At 70.5% G+C, this 17,576-nt stretch carries 17 protein-coding genes; 9 read left to right on the top strand and 8 right to left on the bottom strand.

Going from position 1 to position 17,576, the window contains the following annotated elements; all coding sequences use genetic code 11:
• Positions 1-53: 53 nt before the first annotated feature.
• Positions 54-2,906, bottom strand: a complete 2,853-nt coding sequence (locus ACIA6A_RS10270) for a BTAD domain-containing putative transcriptional regulator (protein ID WP_396097188.1) — start codon at positions 2,904-2,906, stop codon at positions 54-56.
• Positions 2,907-3,271: 365 nt separating this feature from the next.
• Here ACIA6A_RS10270 and ACIA6A_RS10265 point away from each other — a divergent pair, with 365 nt between their 5' ends.
• The 3 genes from ACIA6A_RS10265 (at position 3,272) to ACIA6A_RS10255 (ending at position 5,019) form a co-directional block, all read left to right on the top strand.
• Positions 3,272-3,805, top strand: coding sequence for a hypothetical protein (locus ACIA6A_RS10265; protein WP_396097186.1), 534 nt, complete (start codon positions 3,272-3,274; stop codon positions 3,803-3,805).
• A 204-nt stretch (positions 3,806-4,009) separates the two neighbouring features.
• A complete protein-coding gene (locus ACIA6A_RS10260; protein WP_396097185.1) occupies positions 4,010-4,732 on the top strand; it encodes a RelA/SpoT domain-containing protein in 723 nt (240 codons plus the stop codon).
• A 14-nt stretch (positions 4,733-4,746) separates the two neighbouring features.
• Entirely contained in the window at positions 4,747-5,019 is a 273-nt protein-coding gene (locus ACIA6A_RS10255) for a hypothetical protein (RefSeq protein ID WP_396097183.1), read from the top strand.
• Positions 5,020-5,028: 9 nt separating this feature from the next.
• Here ACIA6A_RS10255 and ACIA6A_RS10250 read toward each other — a convergent pair whose 3' ends face one another.
• The 3 genes from ACIA6A_RS10250 to ACIA6A_RS10240 form a co-directional block, all read right to left on the bottom strand.
• Positions 5,029-6,696 (bottom strand): fumarate hydratase, encoded by a 1,668-nt coding sequence (locus tag ACIA6A_RS10250; RefSeq protein ID WP_396097181.1) that lies wholly within the window; start codon positions 6,694-6,696, stop codon positions 5,029-5,031.
• 49 nt (positions 6,697-6,745) lie between these two features.
• Entirely contained in the window at positions 6,746-8,062 is a 1,317-nt protein-coding gene (locus tag ACIA6A_RS10245) for a hypothetical protein (protein WP_396097180.1), read from the bottom strand.
• A gap of 62 nt (positions 8,063-8,124) precedes the next feature.
• Positions 8,125-8,610 (bottom strand): Lrp/AsnC family transcriptional regulator, encoded by a 486-nt coding sequence (locus ACIA6A_RS10240; protein ID WP_396097179.1) that lies wholly within the window; start codon positions 8,608-8,610, stop codon positions 8,125-8,127.
• 89 nt (positions 8,611-8,699) lie between these two features.
• Between ACIA6A_RS10240 and hppD the strand changes: the two genes are divergently transcribed.
• The 3 genes from hppD (at position 8,700) to hisC (ending at position 12,412) form a co-directional block, all read left to right on the top strand.
• Entirely contained in the window at positions 8,700-9,836 is a 1,137-nt protein-coding gene (gene hppD, locus ACIA6A_RS10235) for a 4-hydroxyphenylpyruvate dioxygenase (RefSeq protein WP_396097178.1), read from the top strand.
• 870 nt (positions 9,837-10,706) lie between these two features.
• A complete protein-coding gene (locus ACIA6A_RS10230; RefSeq protein WP_396097177.1) occupies positions 10,707-11,330 on the top strand; it encodes an RDD family protein in 624 nt (207 codons plus the stop codon).
• A complete protein-coding gene (hisC, locus tag ACIA6A_RS10225) occupies positions 11,327-12,412 on the top strand; it encodes a histidinol-phosphate transaminase (RefSeq protein ID WP_396097176.1) in 1,086 nt (361 codons plus the stop codon). Before ACIA6A_RS10230 ends, hisC begins: the two co-directional genes overlap by 4 nt.
• A gap of 33 nt (positions 12,413-12,445) precedes the next feature.
• Here the strand turns inward: hisC and ACIA6A_RS10220 are convergent, their stop codons facing one another.
• Entirely contained in the window at positions 12,446-12,913 is a 468-nt protein-coding gene (locus ACIA6A_RS10220; RefSeq protein ID WP_396097175.1) for a hypothetical protein, read from the bottom strand.
• Positions 12,914-12,924: 11 nt separating this feature from the next.
• Positions 12,925-14,121, bottom strand: coding sequence for an MFS transporter (locus ACIA6A_RS10215; RefSeq protein WP_396097627.1), 1,197 nt, complete (start codon positions 14,119-14,121; stop codon positions 12,925-12,927).
• Between the two features lie 52 nt (positions 14,122-14,173).
• On the opposite strand from ACIA6A_RS10215, the gene ACIA6A_RS10210 reads away from it, so the two are divergent.
• Genes ACIA6A_RS10210 through ACIA6A_RS10200 form a run of 3 tightly spaced genes read left to right on the top strand, consistent with a single transcriptional unit; the run spans position 14,174 to position 15,885 of the window.
• Positions 14,174-15,286, top strand: coding sequence for an ROK family protein (locus ACIA6A_RS10210; RefSeq protein ID WP_396097174.1), 1,113 nt, complete (start codon positions 14,174-14,176; stop codon positions 15,284-15,286).
• 48 nt (positions 15,287-15,334) lie between these two features.
• Positions 15,335-15,625 (top strand): type II toxin-antitoxin system Phd/YefM family antitoxin, encoded by a 291-nt coding sequence (locus ACIA6A_RS10205; RefSeq protein WP_396097173.1) that lies wholly within the window; start codon positions 15,335-15,337, stop codon positions 15,623-15,625.
• Entirely contained in the window at positions 15,622-15,885 is a 264-nt protein-coding gene (locus ACIA6A_RS10200; protein ID WP_396097171.1) for a Txe/YoeB family addiction module toxin, read from the top strand. Before ACIA6A_RS10205 ends, ACIA6A_RS10200 begins: the two co-directional genes overlap by 4 nt.
• Before the next feature lie 31 nt (positions 15,886-15,916).
• On the opposite strand, the gene ACIA6A_RS10195 is transcribed toward ACIA6A_RS10200, so the two are convergent.
• The gene (locus ACIA6A_RS10195) at positions 15,917-17,065 is read right to left on the bottom strand and encodes a PQQ-binding-like beta-propeller repeat protein (RefSeq protein ID WP_396097170.1); all 1,149 of its coding nucleotides are present in this window, start codon (positions 17,063-17,065) and stop codon (positions 15,917-15,919) included.
• Between the two features lie 15 nt (positions 17,066-17,080).
• Positions 17,081-17,539, bottom strand: a complete 459-nt coding sequence (locus ACIA6A_RS10190; RefSeq protein ID WP_396097168.1) for an SRPBCC family protein — start codon at positions 17,537-17,539, stop codon at positions 17,081-17,083.
• Positions 17,540-17,576 lie beyond the last annotated feature (37 nt).

Raw genomic sequence — 17,576 nt, 5'->3', positions numbered from 1 at the left:
TCGAGAGCGCACCCGCGCACACTGGGCTCGGCCGTTCCGCTCCTGTGAACCCCTCACGCCCCAGCGGAGCGGAGCGGCCGCTCCGGCACCCCGATCCGCTGGAAGATCGCCTCAGCCTGCCGCCGGTGCCGCCGGGCGGTGACCGGGTCCGCCCACGCGACGCAGGCGGCGAGACCGCTCAGCGCCCGCCCCTCCTCGATGAGATGCCCGGTGCGCCGGGCTATGGCGAGCGCCTGCCGGTGCAGCTCGGCCGCGCCCGGGACGTCCCCCATCTCCAGCAGCACCACCCCGAGCTCGTTGGAGACCACCGCGACCGCCGGTTCCTGGCCGTACTCCCGGGCCATGCCCAGCGCCGACAGATACCACTCCACGGCGGGGCCGGGCCGCCCTCGCCGGGCCTCGAGGAGGCCCCTGATCCGCAGCAGGTCGATCTCGCTCGCCCGGACCTCCATCCGGCGGATCATCCGGTGCGCGGCGACGAGCAGGCGTTCCGCGACGGCGAACCGTCCGAGATGGGTCTGGGCCTCGCCGACGTCCTTGAGGCAGTAGGCGACGATCAGCTCGTAGTCCGACTCCAGTGCGGTCTGCAGGCCCAGCCGGGCGTGCCGCAGGGCCAGCTCGTGCTGGCCGATCTCGATCAGATACCCGGCCAGTTCGGTGTGCCGGCCGGCGATCGCCCGCGGGAAGCCGAGCCGCCGCCAGTCCCGCAGCGACTGCCGCACGTACTCCAGGGCCTCGTGCGGACGCCCCAGCCGGTACAGCACCCCGGCGTAGTTCGACCGGGCCCGGGCCGCGGCGGCCACGTCCCCGGTCCGGACGTGGTAATCGAGCATGACCCGGATCAGGACCAGGGCCTCGTCGTGCTGACCGGTGCGGTACAGGCCGGAGGCGAGATAGTTGCTGATCAGGGCGACCCCACGGCCGTCACCGGCCCGCCGCGCCACGTCCAGCGCCAGCCGCATGACCGCGATGAGGTCGTCGAAGTAGCTGCGGTAGAAAAGGAAGTTCCAGTTGACCCGGGCCAGCAACCAGGCCGCTTCGGTCGCCCCGATCGCGTCGGCGGCCTGGATCACCCCGCTCAGCGCCGGGCGCTGTTCCTCCAGCCAGCCGGGCTCGGCGACCGCGATCGCCACCAGGTCCGGGCGTGCGGGCGTGCCGGTGGGGAAGTCGCGCCCCGCGCCCTCGGTCATCCACGAACCGTTCAGCGTCGCTCCGACGTACAGGTAGAAGTCCACCAGGCCGGCCAGCGCGGACCGGCGTTCCGGCCCGGGCAGCGCGTCGGCGAGCATCCCGGCGTACTGCCGGACCAGGTCGTGCAGGCGGTAGCGGTCGGGATCCGGCTCCTCGACGAGGTGCACGTCGACCAGATCGTCCAGCACGTCCTGCGCCCGCGCCGGCGACATCCCGGCGAGCGCGGCCACCGACACCGCCCGGAAGCGTTCCGCCGGATACATGCCGAGCAGCCGGAACAGCCGCTGGGCTGGGGCCGGCAGCTGCCCGTACGACAGGGCGAACGCGCTCGCCACCGTACGGTCCTCGGCCGCCAGCTCCGGCAGCGCGGACTCCCCCAACCGCCGCACCAGATCAGCCACCGCCCACCGCGGACGATGCGCCAACCGCGCCCCCGCCAACCGGATGGCCAACGGCAGGCAACCACACCGCCGCACCAGCTCGAGCGCGGCATCCGGCTCCGCAGCCACCCGCTCACCGGCGATCCGGCCGAGCAGGGCGACCGCCTCGGACTCCGCGAGCATCGGCAGCGATTCGGGATGCCCGCCGTCCAGCCCGGCCAGCCGCCGTCGGCTGGTGACCAGCGTGCGAGCTGTCGGCGAGGCGGGCAGCAGCCGGCGCACCTGGGCACTGGACGCGGCGTTGTCCAGAATGATCAGGGCGCGGCGCCCGGTGAGCTCGGACCGCCACATCCCGGCCCGGTCCTCCAGACCCGCCGGGATCCGGTCTGCCTCCACGCCGAGCTGCCGCAGCAACGACAACAGCGCCACCCCCGGCTCCAACGGCTCACCCTCGCTGTGACCCTGAAGATCAAGAAAAAGCTGAGCATCCGGGTACGCATCCCCGAGCAGCTCCGCCACCCGCAGAGCCAACGTCGTCTTACCGCTGCCCGCCATCCCGTCGATACTCAGCACGGTCGTCGTCGCGGCCGCCCGCACCAGCCGTTGTACCGCCTCCTCGCGACCGGTGAAGTCACCGACCGCCCGCGGCAAATTCCGGACCGGCGGCAGCGGGCCGGCCAAGACCATGGGCGCGGCCACCTCCCCGGTCAGGATGCGCCGGTGCAGATCCTGCAGCTCCGGACCGGGTTCCATGCCGAGTTCCCCACCCAGCAGCCGCCGGGCCCGCCTGAACTCGGCCAGCGCGTCGGCCGGCCGGTGCAACCGGTGCAGGGTGAGCATGAGCTGCCCCCGGAGCCGTTCCCGCAGCGGATACCGCTCGACCAGGCCGGTCAGCTCGGCGACGATCTCGCGTTCGTGGCCCGCCGCCAGCTCGAGATCGATCCAGTCCTCGGCGGCCGCCCCGCGCCGCTCGTCGAGCACCGCGGCGAGCCGGCGGACCGCGGCGGTCTCGATCCCGGACAGCGCCGGGCCCCGCCACAGCGCCAGCGCCTCCCGGAACAGCTTCGCGCCGTCCTCCGGTGCGACGCCCGCGAACCGGGCCCGGTCGCTCAACCGGGTGAAGGTCTCCGCGTCCAGTTCCTCCGGCCCGATCACCAGCCGGTAACCGGCCGGATCGGTCCGGATCACGCCGGGAGGCAGCTGCCGGCGCAGCCGGGAGACACAGGTCTGCAGCTGACCCCGGGCGGTGGCCGGCGGACTGTGCTCCCACACCGCGTCGACCAGCTCCTCCACGCCCACGATCCGGCCGGCGTGCAGCAGCAGTATCGCGAGCACGATTCGGTCCCTACCCGCACTTATCGCCAGTTCACGCCCCTGAACGCGCACGGTGAGCGGTCCCAGAACGCCGAAGAGCACCAACTAACCCGCTTCCGTGTACGGCCGGTGGTGCCGTCGACGATAGCCGGTGACAGCGGCTCGACAGAGACGTGAGAGCGCCCGCGGGCAAGCTCTTTCACCAGGCCGTTCCGTTGCCGCATCAGGGACACGCACCCGCGGCGCGGAGCGGCCGTAACGGGGGGTGTTCAGCTCGTCCACGGCGTGGTGGACGAGCTGATCGCTGTCACGCTGGTTGGACGCCACCCGGCCACGGACGTATGGTCGGCGAGGTTTCAGGACTTCCCCGACGAAGAGGATCTCTCATGCGACGCGCCCTGATCGCCGCGACCCTCGGTGGCCTGCTCCTCAGCGGGACGGCCTGCAGCAGCGGCGACGCGGACACCGCCGCCGACACTCCCCGGATCGTGGTCCCGACCTCGGCGGCCGCCACGACCAGCCCGGCCCCGAACTACGCGGCCAACAGCAAGAAGGTCTGCGGCAACGTCGAGAAGATCTACAACGACGGCATCGAGGACTTCGGTGCGCAGATCGGCCGCATGATCGCGTACAAGGAATCCAAGGCCGACGACAGCGCCAAGGACGCCGCGACCGCCGAGAAGGCCGCCGGCAAGGAGCTCAAGGACACCGCCGCCGGCATCCGCAAGGAAACCGCCGCCGCCGAGGACCCCGAGCTGAAAGAGGCCGGCGCCGTCTCCGCCACCAAGTTCAGCAAGAGCGCCGCCGACAGCGCCCTCTTCGACAAGATCAAGACGACCAAGGACTTCGACAAGGTCCTCCAGGCCAAGACCGCCGACTGGCTCAACCCGGTAGCCGGCTACTGCGCCTCCCGCAGCTGAGAAGCATTGGCCTCAGATTGAATGCTGACCGCCGAGGAAAAACTGCATTCCATAATTGGTGACTGACCAGGCTCGCCGTAACTTCTGCGCACCTAATTTGTCATAAATCCGTCAGAGCGCCTCTATGGCAGTATTTGAGTGTTGCGGCCCGATATTGTTGACACCCCATCAATCGGCGCTCCTCTCATCTGTCCTGAGGTATACATGTCCTCGCTCTCTCCGAAACCTCCGACCAAGAGCCAAGTGAACAAGTGCGGCAAGCTGCTCAAGCGTGTCGCCTACGAAGACTTGGAAGGCATCGACGAGACGGCGATCGATCACGCCATTGAGGTGATCGGCCTTTTTCGCGCTGCACATGCATACCCCATGCTCAAAATTCGGCAGGGCTTGACCAGCATGGTGCGAACGGAGAATGCGGACGAGGCCGTCACTCAGCGGCTGAAGCGCATCCCCCGAATAATTCGCAAGCTTCACCGCATGCCCAATATGCCCTTAGCCAGCCTGGAGGACGTGGGTGGCGTCCGAACGGTTCTCGCCGACGGCCCGGAGTTGGAACGCGTCCGTAACCGCGTCATGCGGAACTGGCGTACGCAGTTGACTCGTGACCCTCGGGACTACATCGCCTTCCCGAAGGATATCGGCTATCGCGCCGTGCACCTCGTCGTGGAGCGGGATGGCCGCGCGATCGAGGTGCAACTTCGCACGCGCGGTCAACAGCAGTGGGCCGACGCCGTGGAAGCCGCGGACGCGCGGCTCGGTTTGACCCTCAAGGACGGAACGGGGCCGCCCGAGATGATGGAGTACTTCTCCGCTACCGGCGAGCTGATCTTTTTGCGCGAGTATGGTAGGGAGGTTCCAGCCGCGCTGGCCGAGCGCTTCAACCTCGCGCGCAGGGCCGTCATCGAAGCCGGGTACTACGCCAGCTAACAGGGAGGACCCAGATGGACAGGCAACAGCACACTGTCTACTTCCTGCTTGTATACAGCTTCGATGAGGGCAGACTCATCGACCAGGAAGAGTTCACCGACAGTAACACCGCAACGGCGGCGTATGGTGACGCTGAGGCCCGACACCGGGGCAAACTGGACAAGTTCGAGATTGTCCTGGTGGGCGCGGACAGCATCGAGACCGTGATGAAAACACACGGTCATTACTTCCACAGCTCGGACCGCAGCCTGTTTTCGGATTTCCTGACCGAGGGACTTGTCGCTTAAATCTTCCCGTCAGCGCCGGCCGATGCTCAGGACGGGTTTGGTGACCTCGGCGAAGAAGTCGTCGCCCTTGTCGTCGACGACGATGAAGGCGGGGAAGTCCTCGACCTCGATGCGCCAGACCGCTTCCATGCCCAGCTCGGGGTATTCCAGCACCTCGACGTGACGGATGCAGTCCTGGGCGAGACGGGCCGCCGGGCCGCCGATGGAGCCTAGGTAGAAGCCTCCGTGCGAGCGACAGGCGTCGGTCACCTGCTGGGAGCGGTTGCCCTTGGCCAGCATGACCAGGGAGCCGCCCGCGGCCTGGAACTTCTCCACGTACGCGTCCATCCGGCCGGCGGTGGTCGGGCCGAACGAGCCGGAGGCGTAGCCCTCGGGGGTCTTGGCCGGGCCCGCGTAGTAGACCGCGTGGTCGCGGAGGTACTGCGGCATGGGCTCGCCGGCGTCGAGGCGTTCGGCGATCTTGGCGTGGGCGATGTCGCGGGCCACGACCAGCGGGCCGGTGAGTGAGAGGCGGGTCTTGACCGGGTATTTCGACAGCTCCGCGCGGATCTCGTCCATCGGGCGGCGCAGGTCGACCCGGACCACCTCGTCGGTCTCCAGGCCCTCGTCGGTGACGTCGGGCAGGAAGCGGGCCGGGTCGGGTTCGAGGCGCTCCAGCCAGACCCCGGACGGCGTGATCTTGGCCAGCGCCTGACGGTCGGCGGAGCAGGACACCGCGATCGCCACCGGGCAGGACGCGCCGTGCCGGGGGAGGCGGATGACGCGGACGTCGTGGCAGAAGTAGCGGCCGCCGAACTGGGCGCCGATGCCGAAGTCGCGGGTCAGCTCGAGGACCGCCGCCTCCAGCTCGACGTCGCGGAAGCCGTGGCCGGTCATCGAGCCGCTGCGGGGCAGGTTGTCGAGGTATTTCGCGGAGGCCAGCTTCGCGGTCTTGAGCGCGTGCTCGCCGCTGGTGCCGCCGATGACCACGGCCAGGTGGTACGGCGGGCAGGCGGACGTGCCGATCAGCCGCAGCTTCTCGTCCAGGAACTCCATCATCCGCGCCGGGTTCAGCAGCGCCTTGGTCTCCTGGTAGAGGTACGACTTGTTGGCCGAGCCGCCGCCCTTGGCCATGAACAGGAATTTGTACGCGTCGGGTTGCCCGCCCGGGTCCTCGGCGAACAGCTCGATCTGGGCCGGCAGGTTGGAGCCGGTGTTCCGCTCGTCCCACATGGTGAGCGGTGCGAGCTGCGAATACCGCAGGTTCAGCCGGGTGTAGGCCTCGTAGACGCCACGGGCGATGGCCTCCTCGTCCGTACCGTCGGTCAGCACGTGCCGTCCGCGTTTGCCCATGACGATCGCGGTGCCGGTGTCCTGGCACATCGGCAGCACGCCACCGGCCGCGATGTTGGCGTTGCGCAGCAGGTCGAGCGCCACGAACCGGTCGTTGGGCGAGGCTTTGGGGTCGTCGATGATGGACCGCAGCTGGGCGAGGTGGGCGGGGCGCAGGAAGTGCGCGATGTCGTGCATGGCCTCGGCGGTCAGCAGCGTCAGCAGCTCGGGCTCGACGGTCAGGAACCGCCGGCCTCCGGGCCCCTCGACGACGTCCACGCCCTCGTCCGCGAGCAGTCGGTACTCGGTGGTGTCGTCGCCCGTGGGCAACAGTGGCGAGTACGAGAAAGCGGCGGCTCTGCTCATGACCGGAAAGCCTAGGCCAGCACCCGCCGTCGCCGCGAACCAGCTCGGGTCATCTGGCGGTTGCCGTCCGGTATGCGAGGTATGCCATGTCCCGGCCGGACACCAGGATCAACCCCTGCGGGCCGGCCGCGAAGACCTTCGCGTCCGTCTTCGCCTCGGTCAGAACCTCTCCGGTGCGCGGGCTGAGCGCGGTGACGCGGGCCGGTTCCGGGTCGGCCACGAGGGCCGCGTACGGCGTGAGCGCGGCCGACGCCCCGTCCTTGAGCCCGCGCTTCCACGCCGTCCTGCCCCGGCTGAAGGACCGGGAGGTGAGCGTCTTGCGGTCCACACTGCGGATCAGCGCGTAGGAATTGTTCACCGCCAGCACGGCCTGCCCGTCGTCGCCGTGCCACAGATCGCGGCCGTCATGGGCGGCGATCAGCTCGGGCCGCCCGTACGGATCGACGCCCAGCACCACGTCGGAGCCACCGACCGGGTCCCGTTCCTGGGCGCAGTCAGAGCCGTTGTCGGCGGTCCGCAGATTGAGCCCGTCGCGCTCCCACACCGCCCGCCCGCTCGGCGGGTCGTGGGCGACCACGCTGTAATAGCAGGTGCCGTCGCGGGCCACCCCGGTCACCGTGAGCACCCGGCTGCCGACCACCGAGACCCGCTGGTCCCGGGCCGGGGTCCGGGTCTGCACCACCCGGCCCTGGGCGGTGTCGACGATCTGGACCTTGCCGTCGCCGGGCAGCCCGATCAGGTTCGGCAGCGCCCGCGGGCCGGCCGCGTGCGCGTCGACCCCGGCGGCGGCGAGCGGCTGGGTGTCCGGCAGGTCCGGGTTCGAGGCGTTCAGCACGAAACCGATGCCGGGCGTGGGCACGATCCACATCGGCTTGCTGCCGTGCGGCTCCCACGCGCTGAGCTCGCATTCGCCCCCCTTCGGGCAGCGCAGGTCGAGGATCGCGTCCGCGTACGTCCAGACCGCCGTCGCCGCGGTGTCCCGGCGCCGGACCACGCCGGTGGCCGGGTCGAGCACCTCGTAACCCTTGGTCAGCAGCCGCCCGGTCACCACCACCGCGTCGCCGTCACCACCGGCCACCCCGGCCCAGTCGGCGTCGGACTTCCAGAGCTGCACCCCGGCGGTGATGCCGTACGCCTCCACGGACGTGCGGTACTCGACCACGACCGTCCCGCCGGTGATCGTGACGCTCTGCGGGGAGCCGCCGATCGGGGTCTGCCAGGTGGCCGCGTCCGGGGCGATCGGATCGCTCTCGGTGATCCAGGACCAGACGTTCGGCCAGGGATTCCACACACCGGTGGTGGCCAGCACGACGACGGTCACGACGCCGATCAGGCCCCACGTCTTCGCACTCGGACCCCCAGCCACGCGGACACGGTAACGAGATCGGCACGGCGAGGGAATCAGCCCGATTAGAGCGTGTTGATCTCTTATGCCCCGCTCGCCGCCCTGACCAGGGGCATCGTCCGGTACGGGATCTGCTCGGCGAGAGCCACGATCGTGGAGGCGCGGACGATGCCCGGATAGCCGACGATGTGGTCGATCACCCGCTGCAGGTCGGGGTTGGAGCGGGCCACCACCCGGCACATCAGGTCGCCGCTGCCGGTGATCGTGTGCGCCTCGAGCACCTCGGGGATGTCGGCGAGATGCGCGGTGACCGCCGCGTGGCCGTACCGCTGGGAGATCTCCAGGGTCACGAAGCTCAGCACCCCGAAGCCGATGACCGCGGGCGAGACCTCCGGGCCGAACCCCCGGATCGCTCCGCGGGCGAGCAATTTGTCCAGCCGGGCCTGCACGGTCCCGCGGGCGACCGCGAGACGCCGCGACATTTCGAGTACGCCGATCCGGGGCTCGTCGGCGAGCAGGGTCAGCAGCCGGCCGTCGAGCTCGTCGAGATGGACATCCTGTACAGCCATAGTGCTCCGGGACTCTACCGAATGCGCATACTGATCAGCCGAAATTCGGACTGTTGCCCAACGCTGTGACCTGGGTCAACCATCCTGGAATGACGCAGACAACTCCCGACGTCTTCCCCGTCAAGGGCGTCGACCACCTCCAGTTCCTCGTGGGCAACGCCAAGCAGGCCGCCCACTACTACTCGACGGCGTTCGGGATGACCTGCGTGGCCTACCGCGGCCCCGAGCACGGATACCGCGACCACGCCGAATACGTCCTGGTCAGCGGCTCGGCCCGATTCCTGATCACCGGCGCGGTGCACGCCGGCGCCCCCGGCAGCGAGCACGTGGTCAAACACGGCGACGGGATCCGCGACATCGCCCTGGCCGTGCCGGACGTCGACCGGGCCTACGCGCACGCGATCGCAGCCGGCGCCCGCGGTGTCACCGAACCCCACGACCTCAAAGATGAGCACGGTACGGTCCGGATCGCGGCCATTGCCACGTACGGCGACACCCTGCACACGCTGATCGACCGCTCTGGATACGACGGCCCGTTCCTGCCCGGCTTCGTCACCCGCGGCCCGATCGTCGACCGGCAGCCCGCCATCGAGGCCGGCCTGCAGCCCAAGCGCTACTTCCAGACGGTCGACCACGTCGTCGGCAACGTCGAACTCGGCCGGATGGACGAATGGGTCGAGTTCTACGGCCGTGTGATGGGATTCACCAACATGGCCGAGTTCATCGGCGACGACATCGCCACGGACTACTCGGCGCTGATGAGCAAGGTCGTCGCCGACGGCACCCGTAAGGTGAAATTCCCGCTCAACGAGCCGGCCGTCTCCCAGCGCAAATCCCAGATCGACGAATACCTCGAGTTCTACGGCGGCCCCGGCGCCCAGCACGTGGCCGTGGCCACCAACGACATCCTGGCCAGCGTCGACGCCATGCGCGCGGCCGGCCTGGAATTCCTCGACACCCCGGACTCGTACTACGACGACCCGGAGCTCAGGGCCCGGATCGGCGAGGTCAGGGTCCCGATCGAGGAGCTGAAGTCCCGCTCGATCCTGGTCGACCGCGACGAGGACGGCTACCTCCTGCAGATCTTCACCAGGCCGGTCCAGGACCGCCCGACGGTATTCTTCGAGCTGATCGAGCGACACGGGTCACTGGGCTTCGGCAAGGGAAATTTCAAAGCCCTGTTCGAGGCCATCGAGCGGGAGCAGGAGCTGCGCGGGAACCTGTAACACTGTTCGGGTGACCGCAGCCTTCCACAGACCGCCGCCCCCGCTCCACGGCCCGATGCAGCCCTTGAACGCCAAGGCCACGGGGACAGTCGTGATAAAGGTTGCGCCATGAGCTCCCTCCCCGCCGGTTGGTACAAGGACCCGGCCGACCCGTCCACCCAGCGCTGGTGGGACGGCGAGGGCTGGCTGGGCACCGCGATCCCGGCGGACCAGACCCCACCCGACGGCCCACCCCCGGCCGAGGAACCCCCCGCGGCCGCCCAGCCCACCGCTGCCCAGCCCACCGCTGCCCAGCCCACCCCAGGCCAGCCCACCCCAGGCCAGGGCGGCGCGGGCCAGGGCGGCGCGGGCCAGACCGGTTCCGGTCAGGCATCGGGTGATCAACAGCCCGGGGGAACCCCGAATGCCGGCTGGGGCGCCCCGCCCCCCGGCTGGGTCCCGCCCGGCTGGCAGCCCGGCCAGCCTCCCACCGGGTGGCAGCCACCCGCCGGGCAACCGCCCACGGGTCAGCCGCCCGCCGGTTGGTACCCAGGCCAGCCCGCCGGTGGTCAGCCCTCCGGTGGTCAGCCCTCCGGTGGCCAAGCGCCCGCTGGGCAAACGCCGGCCGGCCAGCCTCCCACCGGGTGGCAGCCACCCGCCGGGCAAACGCCCGCGGGTCAGCCGCCCACGGGCTGGCACCCCGGTCAGCCGCCTGCCGGGCAGGCGCCGGCTGGGTGGCAGCCTCCGGTGGGATATCCCGGTGGGCCCGGGCAGCCGGGTGCACAATCAGGACAATTCGCCCCAGGCCAGTTCCCCCCAGGCCAATTCCCCCCAGGCCAATTCCCCCCAGGCCAGTTCCCCGCAGGGTGGCAGCCGCCGCCCGGGTGGCCGGTGGGGGCCTACCCGTTCCCGTATCCGGTGCACGCCCGGCCGCACGGGTTCGCGCTGGCCGGGCTGGGCCGGCGGCTGATCGCCCGGCTGATCGACATCGTTGTCGTCTTCGTGCTGAACGTGCTGGTCAACGGGTGGCTCGCGTACCAGTGGTGGCAGGAGGTCTCGCCGGTCTTCCGGGCCACGATGGAAGACCCGCTGGCCACCCCCGAGGCCGTGTCCGCCCGGTCCAGCTACATCATGCTGACGATGCTGGTGGTCGCGACCGCGCTGTGGTTCGCCTACGAGGTCCCCGCGCTCGCTAACAGCGGGCAGACGCTCGGCAAGTGGCTGGTCCGGGTCAAGGTCGTGAAGGTGGAGGACACCACGCCGCTCGGGTTCGGGCGGGCGTTCCGGCGCTGGGGGCGGCTCGGCATGTGGACGCCGCTGTGGAGTTGCTACGGCGTCGGATTCCTGGCCCAGCTCATCGACGCCGGGTCGGTGCTCTTCGACCAGAAGCTGCATCAGGCCCTGCACGACAAGTCTGCCGGCACCGTCGTTGTCGAGGCCCCGCCCGGGCCCCGCCGGCCGGTCGCCGAGGTGAAGCCCGAGACCGAGAACGATCCGACCGGAGGACGACGATGACCAGGTTGACGCGCGCGGATCTGGACGCGCTTCCCGCGTACGTGCCGGGGCGCAATGTCGCGGACCTGGCCCGCGAGCTCGGCATCGCCGAGGCGATCAAGCTGGCCAGCAACGAGGTGCCGTTCGGCCCGCTGCCCGGGGTCGCCGAGGCGGTCATGGCGGCGGTCGGCCAGACGCACCGGTATCCCGACCTGGGCGCGGTGGCCCTGCGGGACAAGCTTGCCGGCCGGCTCGGGGTGGACGCGGACCGCCTCGTCACCGGCTGTGGGTCGGTGGCGCTCGCGGAGCTGCTGGCCAAGGCGACCTGCCTGCCGGGCGACGAGATCGTGTACTCGTGGCGGTCGTTCGAGGCGTACCCGATCATCGCTTCGGGGGTCGGCGCGACCAGTGTCCGCGTACCCAATGATGCCGGGCACGGGCACGACCTGACGGCGATGGCAGAGGCTGTCACCGATCGGACCCGTCTGGTCCTGGTCTGCAATCCGAACAACCCGACCGGGACCAGTTCGCGCAAGGCCGACCTGGACCGCTTCCTGGACGCCGTGCCGGATGACACGCTCGTGGTGCTCGACGAGGCGTACCGCGAATTCGTCACCGACGACGACGTGCCGGACGGCCTGCGGACGTATGGTGATCGGCCGAATGTGGTCGTGCTTCGCACCCTGAGCAAGGCCTGGGGACTGGCCGGTCTGCGGATCGGTTATCTGGTCGCCCAGCCGGAGGTGGCCGCGGCGGTCCGCAAGGTGCTCACCCCGTTCTCCACGAGCACGGTCGCCCAGGCCGCCGCGCTGGCCGCCCTGGACGCCGAGGCCGAGGTCGAGCGCCGCTGTGCCGTGGTGATCAGCGAACGGGACCGGGTCACCACCGAGGTCCGCAAGCTGTTCCCGGACGTCCCGTCGAGCCAGGCCAACTTCGTCTGGCTGCCGCTCGGTGACCAGGCCGTGGCGTTCGGCGCCGCGTGCGAGCAGCAGGGCGTGATCGTCCGGCCGTTCGCGGGTGACGGCGTCCGGGTCACCATCGGTACGCCCGAGGAGAACGACGCGTTCCTGGCGGCGGCGGAGTTCGCGGCCAAGTCTCTCTGATCCGTCGCTCGCCGCCCGCGCCGACCGGAGGTCTCAGCCTCCGAGGAGGTCGGCGCGGGCGGCGAGCGCGGCGAGGTCACGCTTCTTGGCCCAGTATTTCCCGGCCGGCTCGGCGAAGACCTGCGTCACGTGGTCGGCGATCCCACCGGTGCGTGGCAGGCCCAGCCGGGACCGGAGCGTCGCCCGGGCGAGCCGCCCACATGGCACCCCGGCGTCGACCGTGGCCGCCACCATCAACGCTTCCGCGGTGAACCGGGTCCGCATGTCCGAGATCTTGGGCACCCGCCCGCCGGCTTCCAGGTCCAGGATCACCACCCGGTCGGGAGCGGTCGCCGCCAGCGCGCGGCGGCACTCGTCCCGGAACGCCTCGACGGCGTAACCGGCCTGGTCCCCGGCGAGCAGTTCGAGACCGGCCGGCTCGGTCTCCAGCGCTCCCCCGTCGTCGACCAGGCAGAACCACAACTTGCCACCGACCGCGTTGACACCCAGCACCTTCGTCATCACGGCCGAGTCTAGGCGGGCACGAGCTCCCGCTCGGGTGCGGCGTGTGCCGGGAACGTGTCGCGGGAGCGCAGGACGACCGCTCCCGCGATCAGCGCGAGCACCGCCGCCATCGCCGGGAGCCAGGCCAGGTGCCCACTGCTGACCAGGCGTTCGCCGACGAAGGCGCCGCCGCCGATGCCGATCTGGAACGCGACCACGTAGACCGCCGAGGCCGCGTCCCGGGTCGTCGGCGCCACCCGCAGGATCGTGGTCTGCAGGACGACGGGCAGGGCGGTGAACGCTCCACCCCAGGCGAGGACCGCGATCACCGTCGGGGCCGGGCCCAGGACCGGCACCAGCAGCGCGAGCGCGACCACGATGACCCCGATCAGTACGGTGACCAGCGGGCGCGGGCGGCTGTCGACGTGCCGGCCGACGAGCCAGTTGCCGATCAGGCCGGCCGCGCCGTAGCCCAGCAGCAGGGCCGTCAGCCCGGCACCCTCGAGACCGGCGTCCCGGCGGACCAGCGGCGCGAGATAGGTGTACGCCGCGAAGTGGCCGATCACGATGGTCATGGTGAGCAGGCAGACGAGCGCCACCGAGCGGTTCCGGAGCACCCGCACGGACGTACGCAGCTGGGCCCCGGCTTTGATCGCAAGGTCTTGCGGCAGTGGGGGAAGCTTGGGCAGCACGAGTATCAGGGCCACGACGCAGCCGGCGCCGATGACGGCCAGCACGACCAGCGCGACCCGCCAGCCGAGCCACTGACCGAGCGCGGTGCCGAGCGGGACCCCGAGGACGAGAGCGAGCGAATTGCCGAGGAAGACCATCGCTGTCGCCTTGCCCGCGCGGCCGGGCGGAGCGAGCCGGGCGGCCACCGGAGCGATCGTGGACCAGAACACGCCGTGTGATACCGCGCAGATCAGGCGGGACAGGGCGAGGATGAGGAAGGTGGGTGCGAAAGCGGCCACCAGCTGGGAGATCGCGAAGATCGCGAGGGCGGTGGCAAGCAGGATGTGCCGCGGGATCCGCATGGCGAGCGCGGTCAGCGGGACGGTGGTCAGGCCGGCGACCAGGGCGTAACTGGTCAGCAGCAGCCCGACGTCCGCTTCGCTGACCGACAGGCCGGAGGCGATCTGCGGGAGCAGCCCCACCGGGATGGTCTCCGCGGTCACGTAGGCAAAGCAGGACGCGGCGAGCACGACGAGTGCACCACGGTGGTTCATCTTCACCACCAGAGAATAAGCTCAAGATACGAGCTTAAGAAGGGGGAACGGTGTGACGACGCGCGCAACCGAGCTGCTCCGGGTGGTCCACGCCCGCCCCGGGGTCACCCGGGCCGACGCCGCCCGGCTGATCGGCGTCGGCACCGGCGCCACCACCGAGCTCGTCGGCCGGCTGGGCCAGGCCGGCCTGCTGGCGGAAGCCCCGGCGGCACCGAGCGGCAGCCGGGGCCGGCCCACCACCGCCCTCATCCCGCACCCGCGCGGACCCCTCATCGCGGCCGCCTCGATCACCCACGAGCAGTGGCGGGTCGACGTGGTCGAGCTGGGCGGCGGCACCCTGGCCACCGCCCAGGAGGACCTGGCCGGCCGCTCCGGTGACGCCGTGGTCGCGGCCGTCGGCGACGCGGTCACCCGGCTCCGGCGCGAATACGGCGACCGCATCCGCGGCATCGGCGTCTCCGCCCCCGGCACGGTCTCCCGCGACCTCATGCTGGACGCCACCAACCTCGGCTGGCGCGACGTCGACCTGGCCGCGGCCTGGCCCAAGGCGGAGATCTTCGTGGCCGGCAACGACGCCACCCTGGCCGCCAGCGCCGAATCCCACCGGGGCACCGCGGTCGGCGCCTCGGTCGCCCTGCACCTGCGGGTCGAGGCCGGCCTCGGCGGCGCGGTCGTCGACGGCGGCAAGGTCCTGGTCGGCGCGCTCGGCGCGGCCGGCGAATTCGGCCACATGCCGTTCGGCGACCCGACGATCGCCTGCCCCTGCGGCGCCTACGGCTGCTGGGGCACGGCCGTCGACGGTTCCGCCCTGGCCCGCCTGCTGGGCCACGATCAACCCCGGGACCCCATCTCGTACGCCCGCCGCGTCATCGCCTCCCCGGACCCAGGACCGGCAGCCGCGACCGCAACGGTGGCAACCGCCCTCGGCCGTGGCATCGCCGGCCTGGTCAACGGCCTCGACCCGGACCTGGTGACCCTCGGCGGCCTCGGCGTCGACCTGCTGGCCGCAGCCCCCGACCGCATCGAGGAGGCATACCGGGCCGGTCTCATGGGCTTCCGCCGGGAATCCCCGCCCCCGGTCCTCGCTTCCAACCTGGGCGACGAAGGCCCCCTGCTGGGCGCGGCCGAGGAGGCCTGGACGGCCTTGCTCACGACCCTGGTCTGAGACCCCACCCTCGCGTACAGTTTTCTGTACGCGGAAGGAGTTTGCAGGATGAAGGTTGTGAGCTTTACCGAGGCCCGACAGAACTTTGCCCGGACGCTCGACGCAGTGGTCGACGACGCCGAGGAGACGGTCATCCACCGATCAGGGCATGATGCCGTCGTGATCATCTCACTGGCCGAATGGAACTCGATCAAGGAGACCGAACACCTGCTGTCGAACCCGGCGAATGCCGCCCGGCTGCGTAAATCACTGGAGCAGGCACGTCGCGATGACAGTTTGGTCGAACACGGCCTGGACGAGCTGGACGACCTGTCCGCCGAGGAGTCCGACGTCGCGTGAAACGAATCGCATGGACGCTCGACGCCTGGGATGAATACCTGTCCTGGATCGCCGACGACAGGCAGATGGCTCGACGCATCAACACGCTGATCAAAGACATCGTGCGAGCCGACGGCGATAGCGGAATCGGCAAGCCGGAGTTACTTCGCGGTGATCTCGCAGGCTGGTCCTCGCGACGGATCAACCAGGAGCACCGACTCGTCTACCAGGTTGTCGACGACGAATTGGTCATCGGCTCCTGCCGATACCACTATCGATAGTCGCGGGCCGTCGTGATCCGCCGGACGCACCCTAGAACGCGGCGAGGATGACCGGGTCGACGGTGTAGAAGTGGTTGGGTTCGTGGGGGTCGGTGCCGGCGTCGATGTGGATGCGTTCGATCGCCAACCAGGTGTCCGTGAGCTGCCAGCCGGTGGGTTTCCACGGTTCGACGCGTTCGTCGTCGACATACAGCGGGAATCTGGCGAGCTGGGCCCCGGTGGTCACGTCGAGGGTCACCAGAGAGAAGTCGGCGGCGAGGAGGGCGACCTTCTGACCCCGTACCCCCAGGATCGTGGCTTCTCCGGGCCAGGTCCAGACGGCCTGGCCCGATGCGGTGACCTTGCCGTCCGCGGTGGTGAGCACCAACCCGCCGCCGGCCGTCGCGGAGGGATCGTCCAGGGCCGGGGTGCGGGTGGGCCGGTTCGTGGCGGTGAGCCAGCCCTGACCGGCCGCGTCGCGCAGGCCGGCGCAGGCGGAGCGGGCCACGTCGCAGCCGACCGGGGTGGACGGGCCGACCGGCCAGGAGCGGGCCGGCTTGCCGGTGGTGGTGTCCCAGGCTCCTTCGCCGCAGACGTAGTTTCCGCCGACGGTGACGAAGCCGTCGACGCAGCCCGCGGGCAGCTCGACGGACCAGAGCTGGGTGCCGGCGGCGGCCTCGTGGGCGGTCAGCGTGCGTCGGCTGTCGACGTCGAGGATCGTGGTGCCCGCGACGTGCAGGCCGGGGGGTGACCAGACCGCGGCCGACCCGGTGCGTCCGTCGAAAGCCTGCGCCGCCGTGCCGGGTGAGCGCCAGCGGATCTTTCCGGTACGCGCGTCGAGCGCGACCAGCTCGGCGTTGTCCCAGCTCGTGACCACCGTGGTGCCGGATGCCACCACGCCGGTCAGTTTCTCCGGCCAGCGGCGGTATGACCAGAGCGGCGTGAACATGGTCTCCGCGTCGACCGGGGCGTCCGCCTTGACAAGGCGTTCCCCGGCGTAGACCCGCAGCCGGCCGTCGACGATCAGCGGAGCCATGGTGATCTTGCCGAGCACCCCGGCGGCGGGCGCGGTGCGGGCCACCGGATAGGGCTCGGTGGCGGTCTCGACGACCTCGGCCGGGCGCAGCACCCGGTACGCGATCAGGGCCGAGACGACGAGCACGACAACCGCGGCCAGCGCGCTGAACAGTTTGCGGGTCACCCAGGGGAGGCTAGTTCAGGCGGCGGCGGCGAGGTCGTCCAGGTCACGGCGGAGAGCGCCTTCGACGGTACGGGCGGCGAGCCCACCGAACACCAGCGCCAGCAACCGGCCGGCGGGGGCGGTGGGGTTGCCGTCCTGCACGACCGTGACCATCGTGCCGCCGCGGTGCCGGCCCTCGATGACCGGCGTGAACGTGTACGACATCCGGTAGTCCGCCCCGATGCCGGGGGACGTGACGATGAAGCGTTCCGGGACGGCGCATTCGCGTACCAGGAATTCCTCGGTGATCTCGCCGCCGTCGGCCATGGTCCGGGTCTCGCGCCAGACCGTGCCGGCCCGGAACGGGCCCCGGGTGAGCATCTCGACGTGGGTGACCGTGGACAGCCAGTCGCGGCGGCGGGGCAGGTCGGTGAAGACGTTCCAGACCGTGACGACCGGTGCCTCGACCAGACGTGTCACCGCAACCGTGGACATTCGTGCCTCCCGCCCTACACCGTACGGGGAGTGGGCT

The sequence above is a fragment of the Actinoplanes sp. NPDC051494 genome, assembly GCF_044454705.1.
In the GTDB taxonomy this organism is placed as follows: Bacteria; Actinomycetota; Actinomycetes; order Mycobacteriales; family Micromonosporaceae; genus Actinoplanes.
This window is presented reverse-complemented; position numbering and strand designations above follow the sequence as displayed.

Excerpts from the sequence above, each read along its gene's own strand:
- ACIA6A_RS10265 (WP_396097186.1), top strand. The coding sequence starts at position 3,272 with ATGCGACGCGCCCTGATCGCCGCGACCCTCGGTGGCCTGCTCCTCAGC.
- ACIA6A_RS10260 (WP_396097185.1), top strand. The coding sequence starts at position 4,010 with ATGTCCTCGCTCTCTCCGAAACCTCCGACCAAGAGCCAAGTGAACAAG.
- ACIA6A_RS10255 (WP_396097183.1), top strand. The coding sequence starts at position 4,747 with ATGGACAGGCAACAGCACACTGTCTACTTCCTGCTTGTATACAGCTTC.
- ACIA6A_RS10250 (WP_396097181.1), bottom strand. The coding sequence starts at position 6,696 with ATGAGCAGAGCCGCCGCTTTCTCGTACTCGCCACTGTTGCCCACGGGC.
- ACIA6A_RS10240 (WP_396097179.1), bottom strand. The coding sequence starts at position 8,610 with ATGGCTGTACAGGATGTCCATCTCGACGAGCTCGACGGCCGGCTGCTG.
- hppD (WP_396097178.1), top strand. The coding sequence starts at position 8,700 with ATGACGCAGACAACTCCCGACGTCTTCCCCGTCAAGGGCGTCGACCAC.
- hisC (WP_396097176.1), top strand. The coding sequence starts at position 11,327 with ATGACCAGGTTGACGCGCGCGGATCTGGACGCGCTTCCCGCGTACGTG.
- ACIA6A_RS10220 (WP_396097175.1), bottom strand. The coding sequence starts at position 12,913 with ATGACGAAGGTGCTGGGTGTCAACGCGGTCGGTGGCAAGTTGTGGTTC.
- ACIA6A_RS10215 (WP_396097627.1), bottom strand. The coding sequence starts at position 14,121 with ATGAACCACCGTGGTGCACTCGTCGTGCTCGCCGCGTCCTGCTTTGCC.
- ACIA6A_RS10205 (WP_396097173.1), top strand. The coding sequence starts at position 15,335 with ATGAAGGTTGTGAGCTTTACCGAGGCCCGACAGAACTTTGCCCGGACG.
- ACIA6A_RS10190 (WP_396097168.1), bottom strand. The coding sequence starts at position 17,539 with ATGTCCACGGTTGCGGTGACACGTCTGGTCGAGGCACCGGTCGTCACG.